The organism is Pseudoroseicyclus tamaricis (assembly GCF_012070395.1).
Classification (GTDB): domain Bacteria; phylum Pseudomonadota; class Alphaproteobacteria; order Rhodobacterales; family Rhodobacteraceae; genus Pseudoroseicyclus_A; species Pseudoroseicyclus_A tamaricis.
Genome location: NZ_JAAFYS010000001.1, coordinates 1 through 7,500, shown reverse-complemented (window position 1 = coordinate 7,500; position 7,500 = coordinate 1). Strand labels below are relative to the sequence as shown.

At 68.6% G+C, this 7,500-nt stretch carries 5 protein-coding genes; 1 reads left to right on the top strand and 4 read right to left on the bottom strand.

What is annotated here, in order from left to right; translation table 11 throughout:
- Positions 1-391: 391 nt before the first annotated feature.
- Positions 392-1,015, bottom strand: coding sequence for a protein-methionine-sulfoxide reductase heme-binding subunit MsrQ (gene msrQ / locus GY170_RS00025; protein ID WP_163888787.1), 624 nt, complete (start codon positions 1,013-1,015; stop codon positions 392-394).
- Entirely contained in the window at positions 1,015-1,926 is a 912-nt protein-coding gene (gene msrP / locus GY170_RS00020; protein WP_163888785.1) for a protein-methionine-sulfoxide reductase catalytic subunit MsrP, read from the bottom strand. The genes msrQ and msrP overlap by 1 nt, the downstream gene beginning before the upstream one ends.
- Before the next feature lie 305 nt (positions 1,927-2,231).
- Between msrP and GY170_RS00015 the strand changes: the two genes are divergently transcribed.
- Positions 2,232-3,317 carry an AbrB family transcriptional regulator gene (locus GY170_RS00015; protein WP_163888784.1) on the top strand — a complete coding sequence of 362 codons (1,086 nt, stop codon included), beginning with the start codon at positions 2,232-2,234 and terminating at the stop codon, positions 3,315-3,317.
- A 34-nt stretch (positions 3,318-3,351) separates the two neighbouring features.
- Here the strand turns inward: GY170_RS00015 and GY170_RS00010 are convergent, their stop codons facing one another.
- Both GY170_RS00010 and GY170_RS00005 read right to left on the bottom strand, forming a co-directional pair.
- On the bottom strand, positions 3,352-5,157 hold the full coding sequence (locus tag GY170_RS00010; protein ID WP_203531120.1) for a metallophosphoesterase: 1,806 nt from the start codon (positions 5,155-5,157) through the stop codon (positions 3,352-3,354).
- Between the two features lie 196 nt (positions 5,158-5,353).
- Positions 5,354-7,500 (bottom strand): DNA translocase FtsK (locus GY170_RS00005; protein WP_268895011.1); only part of this gene is annotated, 2,147 nt, incomplete at its 5' end.

Here is a 7,500-nt window from a genome sequence, read left to right as displayed (position 1 = left end):
ATCTACGGATAGCGTCGGGGAGTCGCAAGAGGTTTTTCGCGGGAAGACGCATTTTTTGTGACAAACGCGAAACGTCGCCTGTTTTCAATGCGTTACGAGGGAACTCTTTGCGCTCTTCCGCGTGTGTCCTGCCAAAACCTGGGCGGTTTACGAATCCTCGCACCAGATCTTGGGGTTGTCCACAGGCTTACCTCAAGACCCGCCCGGAATCGCATGCGAGCTACGGGTCACCTTCGCCGGCGACACCCTCCTCCTACCGTAGAGGCACTCCACAGATCGGCCCCTGCATCGGGAATCGCGGGTGAATCGCCCCCTTCCGGAAACGCCGAAGGGGCAGCTCCGGTGAGCCGCCCCTTCTCCTGCGCGTGCGCGCGCGAGCTATATATGGGCCTCACGTCGTGGCGCGCCGCGGGGCCGGTTGGCGCCGTTTCTTCGGCACCAGGCGCAGGGCCAGCAGCACGGCGATGATCCCCGCATAGATGAAGGGCTCCCACGGGAATCCCTTCACCAGCCAGATGAAGTGGATCGCCGCCAGAATCGCCGCCGGGTAGACCAGCTTGTGCAACTGCCGCCATTTCGGCCCGAGCTTGCGGACCGAGAGGTTGTTCGACGTCGCCGCCAGCGGGATGAGCAGAAGGAACGCCCCCATGCCGATGGTGATGTAGGGCCGCTTCAGGATGTCGGCCCAGACGCGCGCCAGCGTCTGCACGTCGAGCAGAGCCCAGACACAGAAGTGGGCGAGCACGAAGAAGAAGGCCGTCACGCCGATCGCCCGGCGGAACTTCATCAGGTTGATGTTCGCCCAGCGCCGGAGCGGCGTCACCGCCAGCCCGGCGATGATCAGCTGGATGGCCGTCAGCCCGTACTTGCGCTCCAGCGTGTTGATCGGCTCGACGCCAAGCCCGCCGGTGAGGCCGAGGTAGAAGTACCAGGCCGCATAGAGGAACCCGGCGACATAGATCGCCCAGGCCGGCACCTTGCGGAGCGTGCTGTTTATGGTGTCGGTCACGGCCATCAGAAGTAAACGTCCAGATCCATGTCTTCATAGAGCGGCGCGACTTCGCTGTAGCCGTTGAACATCAACGTCGGCTGGCGCGACGAGAACAGCCCGCCCCCGATCACCCGTTCCGATTCCTGGCTCCAGCGCGGGTGGGAGTGCAGCGGGTTCACGTTGGAATAGAAGCCGTACTCGTTCGGGTTGATGATGTTCCACGTCGCCGGCGGCTGCTCCTCGACGAAGGAGATGCGCACGATGCTCTTGATCGACTTGAAGCCGTACTTCCACGGCACGACGAGGCGGATGGGCGCGCCGTTCTGCTTGGGCATCGGCTCGCCGTAGAGGCCGGTGGCCAGCATCGCGAGCGGGTGCATCGCCTCGTCCATCCGCAGCCCCTCGACATAGGGGAAGGGGATCACGTTGCGGCGCACGCCTGGCATGTTCTCCGGCTGAACGGTCGTCTCGAACGCGACGAACTTCGCTTCCGGCTTCGGGCCGAGCTTGGCCAGCACGTCGCCGAGCTCGATGCCGTTCCACGGCACCACCATCGACCACGCCTCGACACAGCGGAAGCGATAGATGCGTTCCTCGGTCGTCAGCCCCTCTGTCAACTCGCCCAGCGAGTACTCGCCCGGGTTGTCGCAAAGCCCGTCGACAGTAATCGACCAGGGGCTGATCTCCATCTGATCGGCATAGCGCATCGGGTCTTCCTTGCCCGTGCCGAACTCGTAGAAGTTGTTGTAGGAGGTGATGTCCTCCAGCGGGTTCGGCTCCAGCGCGTCCTGCGCGGAGGCCGAGCCGGCGATGGAGGCGGCGCCGAACCCGGCGCCCAGCCCCGCGGCTCCGGCCATGATCTGGCGCCGGTTCAGCCACGCCGCCTTGGGCGTGACATCGGCATGGGTCAGGTCGTTCTTCCAGCGGTAGGCCATTGGGGTCTCCTTATCCTGGCGTCAGCAAACAACATAAGACACGTGCCTGTCCCGACGATTGCACGCCCGTCACAACGGGTTGACGACGTGTAACGTCACAGCCGCGTGATACCGACCTGCTCGCCGCTCCCTTCCGGGCGCGTCTCCCGCCCCCGCCGGGCCCAGCCGCCCCTGTCTTTGGTCCTGAAAAATCCTCGGGGGGGCGCCGCAGGCGCGGGGGGCAGACAGCCCCCCTCCCCGGCCCGCCGCCCCGCGACGAACCCGCCGCCTTGCCGCCCCCCGCGCCCGGGACTAATCGGAACGCCATGTCGATCCGCTCCGCTCTCCCCCGCCCGGACATCCTTCTCAGGCAGGCCCTGGCCCTGGGGATCGGCTTCGTCTCCGCCTGGGTGGCGCTGCGTATCTCGCTGCCGCTGCCGTGGATGCTGGGCCCGCTGATCGGCTGCACCCTCGCCGCCATCCTCGGCGCCCCCCTCGCGGGGCCGACCCAGCTGCGGATGGTGGTGATCCCGGTGATCGGCGTCCTGCTCGGCTCGGCCATCACCATGGAGGTGCTGCGCTCGATGATCGGCTGGTGGCCGGCGTTCCTGACGCTGGCGCCCTTCCTGCTCGCCGCGCTCGCCGGCTCCTACCTCGTCTTCCGCCGCGTCGGCGGGTTCGACCCGGCGACCTCCTTCTTCTCGGCGATGCCCGGCGGGCTGAACGACGCGATGCTCCTCGGCGCCAGCGCCGGGGGGGACGAGCGGCGGATCGCGCTGGCCCATGCCACGCGCATCCTCGTCGTCGTCTTCCTGATCCCGCTCTTCTTCTCGATCGTCTACGGCGCCACCGGCTCCTCCGGCGGCGGCGGCGCGCGCTTCGTCGCCCTCGGCGCCCTACGCCCCGTCGACTGGGCGTTCCTCACCGCCGCCGCGGCGGCCGGATACTGGGGCGGCAAGTGGCTGGACCTTCCGGCCTACGCGGTGATGGGGCCGATGATCACCTCCGGCGCGCTCCACGCCGCCGGGGTGGTGGAGACGGCGCCGCCGACGCAGATCGTCAACTTCGCCCAGCTCGTCATCGGCACCGTCATCGGCTGCCGCTTTCTCGGCACCACGCTGCGCGAGGTGGGGCGGGAGCTGGCGGTGGGCAGCGTCTCCGCCGGGGTGATGATCCTCATCGCGCTGGTCTTCGCGGTGCCCGCGGCGGCGCTGATGGGGATGCCGCTGACGCAGGCCTTCCTCGCCTATTCCCCCGGCGGCCTGGCGGAGATGAGCCTGCTGGCGCTGTCGATGGGGGAGGATCTCGCCTTCGTCTCGGTCATGCACCTGACGCGGATCGCCCTCGTCGTGGCCATGGCCCGGCCCGTCTGGCGCCTCGTCCAGCGCTGGACGGCGAAGAGGAAGGGCTAGGGCCGCGGCACCCCGGCGCCGCGGCCCTGCCTCATCAGTCGAGCGTGAAGCGGTCGAACAGCTTCGCCGGCTCGCCCGGGCGCGCCGTGTCGAAGACGTAGGAGCTGACCGTGGCGCCGTCCGCCCCCGTCTCCAGAATGGTGAAGGTGGACAGCTCGTTCGACGACACGCAGGGCAGCGGCGCGCCATCCTCGTAGCTCATCGGCGAGAACTCCGTCGGCATCACCGCCTCGTAGCCATGGGGGTCTCCCGTGACCGGGTAGTTGGTGGCGTCGAAGCGCGGATCATCCGGCGCGCCGCCGCGCTCGGCGTAGCCCTCGAGGTAGCAGCCGTAGGTATTGCCGACGTTCGACGTCTCCATGATGTTCACGCCCTGCGGGCTGACCATCCGGTACCACAGGTGCGAGTGCCCGGTATGGACGAGATCCACCCCCGCCTCGCCGAGCAGCGGCTCGATGTCGTTCACGAAGATGTCCTCCTCGAGCGGGTACTCGTAGCGGACACCGGTCAGCCGGCCGTCGTCGTCGCGGTCGAGGATCTGCACCGGGTGGGCGAAGACCGGGATCGAGTTGTCGCCGAGCCCGTGCGAGGGGTCATGCATCAGCGCCACCTTCACAGGCGCGCTCCGGAACTCTTCGCTCTCCAGAACGCCCTGCAGCCACTCGTACTGCTCGGAGCCTTCGGCCATGTCCTCGAAGATGAACTCGCCCCAGCCCCAGTTGTCGGGGGTGTTCAGGTTGGCGTCGGCCTCGCGGAACTTGCCGGTCGTCCCCGGATCCATCGAGGGCGAGCGCCAGATGCGCGTGCCGTAGAGACCGATCAGGAAGACATCGCCAAAGCGCATGGCATAGTACTGATCCCCCGCCGGGCCGGTGCCGGGCATGGTGAAGATCTCTTCGTAGGTGATCGTGTTGAAGGAGTTGTCGCGGATCCACGCCTCGCGGATCTGCGGATCGCCCTCGGGATTGTAGAGCTCGGCATTGGCCTCGTAGAGCGCCTCGGCCACGGCGCGGGGGCGCGGGTCGTTGAACTGGCTGCCGATCGGATTGGCCGGGTTGAAGCGGCCCATGACCTCGTGATTGCCGATCACCGGGAAGAGCGGCGCGTGCTGGATGATCTCGCCGCCACGGTAGGTCGCGGTGGTCGTCGTGGTGACGCCATCCTCCTCCCGCGTGCGCTCCAGATCAAAGCTGGCGCGGCCCTGCAGGCCGGGGAAGTAGGCGAAGCCGCGGGCATCGTCGAACCACTCCGAGGCCCGGTCCGGCACGTTCTGCAGATCGCCGGAGAAGAAGACGGCATCCAGCTCGCCGACCGTCTCCGTCACCATCTGCATGTTGGCGGGAGTCATCGGCTTGAGCTGGTGATCGGAGGTCAGCAGGATGCGCAGCGGCTGGCCCTCCCCCGGCAGCGGCTGGAGCGAGAACTCGCGGCTCTCGACAACGTCGCCGCCCTCGTCAGTGGAGCGGACGAAGTAGGGCACGCGCTCGCCCGTCGCCAGACCGTCGACGACGGCCTCGTGGCGCCAGACGTCCCGGGGAGTGTAGCTCTCGAAGAGAGAGCCGTCGCCCGCCTGCGTGCCGACATGGGAGCCGGCATCCTCGGCGAGGCGCGACATCTTCATCGTCTCGGCGGCGATCTCACGGCCCTCGGCGATCACGACGTGGTCCGTCCCCTCGAACTCGGTGAACCAGACGACGTTGACGCTGCCGTCCGCGGGTGCCTGCAGGAAGGGATCGGTCAGAAGCCGGGTGTCGGTCTCGTCTGCCTGGGCCTGGGCGATGGCGGGGGCCACAAGGGCGGTCGCGGCGAGGAGGGCCGCGCGGGCGCGGGGAATGGGCATGATGAGCCTCCGGTTGGGCGTGATGGCCGAAGGCTTGGGGGCAGAACCTGTCAGGGGCGTAACGGGGGTGTAAAGGTTTGCTGAAGGCCGCGCTGACCAAGGGTCAGGGGCGGGATGGGAGGCAGGGGGAGACAGCAAAAGGGCGCGCCCCGCGATTGGCGAGACGCGCCCGAAAGGGAGCGGCGAGCGGGCCGGCTCAGTGCACTTCCGGCACCAGCACCTCGCGCTTGCCGACGTGGTTCGCCGGGCTTACGACGCCTTCCTCCTCCATCTGCTCCACGAGGCGGGCCGCCTTGTTGTAGCCGATGGCCAGCTTGCGCTGGATGTAGGAGGTAGAGCACTTGCGGTCCTTCGCGACGATCTGCACCGCCATGTCGTAGAGCGCATCCTCGCCGTCGCTGTTGCCGCCGAGGCCGAGCACCTCGTCGATGGAGGTGCCGCTCTCGCCGCCATCGTCCGGCCCCTCGACGACGCCGCCGACGTAATCCGGCGGGCCGTAGGCCTTCAGATGGTTGACGATCTCCTCGACCTCCTCGTCGGAGCAGAAGGGACCGTGGACGCGGTTGATGCGCCCGCCGCCGGCCATGTAGAGCATGTCGCCCATGCCGAGCAGCTGCTCGGCGCCCTGCTCGCCGAGGATGGTGCGGCTGTCGATCTTGCTCGTCACCTGGAAGGAGATGCGCGTCGGGAAGTTCGCCTTGATCGTGCCGGTGATGACGTCGACCGAGGGGCGCTGCGTCGCCATGATAAGGTGGATGCCCGAGGCGCGCGCCATCTGCGCGAGGCGCTGGATGCAGGCCTCGATCTCCTTGCCGGCGACCATCATCAGGTCGGCCATCTCGTCGACGATGACGACGATGTAGGGCATCGTCTCGGGCACCGTCTCCTCCGTCTCGAAGATCGGGTCCCCCGTTTCCTCGTCGAAGCCGGTCTGGATCGTACGCTCGAAGTTCTCGCCGCGGGCCAGCGCCTCGCGGACGCGGCCGTTGTAGCCGTCGATGTTGCGCACGCCCATCTTGGACATCTTGCGGTAGCGGTCCTCCATCTCGCCCACGACCCACTTGAGGGCCACGACCGCCTTCTTGGGGTCGGTCACGACGGGGGAGAGCAGGTGCGGGATGCCGTCGTAGACGGAGAGCTCCAGCATCTTGGGGTCGATCATGATCAGCCGGCATTCCTCGGGCGTGAGCTTGTAGAGGAGCGACAGGATCATGGTGTTGATGGCCACCGACTTGCCCGAACCGGTGGTGCCGGCGATGAGGAGGTGAGGCATCTTGGCGAGGTTGGCGATGATCGGGTCGCCGCCGATATCCTTGCCGAGCGCCAAGGGCAGCTTCTGGTTGCCGTCGCCGAAATCGCGGTGCGCGAGGATCTCGCGCAGCAGCACCATCTCGCGGTTGGAGTTCGGCAGCTCGATGCCGATGACGGAGCGGCCGGGCACGGTCGAGACACGGGCCGACAGGGCCGACATCGAGCGGGCGATATCGTCGGCCAGCCCGATGACGCGGGAGGCCTTGAGGCCCGGCGCCGGCTCAAGCTCGTACATCGTGACGACGGGGCCGGGCTTCACGGCCGTGATCTCGCCCTTCACCCCGTAATCGTCGAGCACAGACTCCAGCATCCGCGCATTCTCCTCCAGCGCCTCTTCGGAGAGGTGGTGGCGGCGGACGGTGCCCGGATCCCGCAGGAGGGCGAGGGGCGGGTAGTCGTAATCGGCGAACTTCTCGTCCAGCGGCAGGTTCGGCTCCGCCTCGGCGCGGGCACGGGTGGAGGGGGCCTGCGTCTTGCGCGGCGTGGGCTGGACGACCTTCTTCACCTTCGCCTCGATCCGCGGCGCGGCGGCGGGGAGCGGCGGCGGGGGGAGGTTGTCGGCCTCGAAGGCCTCCTCCTCGTCCCACGTGTCCTCCAGCAGCGCATCCTCTGCGGGCGGCATCGACGGCAGCTCGGGCTCCCGGGTGGCGCGCAGGGTGCCGGGGCGGGCGACGAGCGGCGGCTCGGTGCGGGGGCCGCCGGAGACGGGCGTCTGGTTGAGGATCAGCGGGCGCGGGCCACGCGGGCGCTCCGGCTTCGGCGGGGGCGGCGGGTTGGCGGCCTCGCTGCGGGCGCGGATGGCGCCGGCGATGCGGGCGCGGATGCGATCCTCGGGGGCAAGATTCTCCTCCGGCTCGGGGGCCGGCGCGGCCGGTTCGGCCGCCGCCTTGCGGCCAAAGCCGGGGATGCGGGAGAGGAGGCCGCCGGCCACGCTCGCGGACGCCGCTGCGGGAGCGGCGACGGGCGCGGGGGCGGCGGCACGGGCAGCGGCGGGCCGGGTGGCGGCGCCGAGGCGGGGCATCTTCGGCTCCG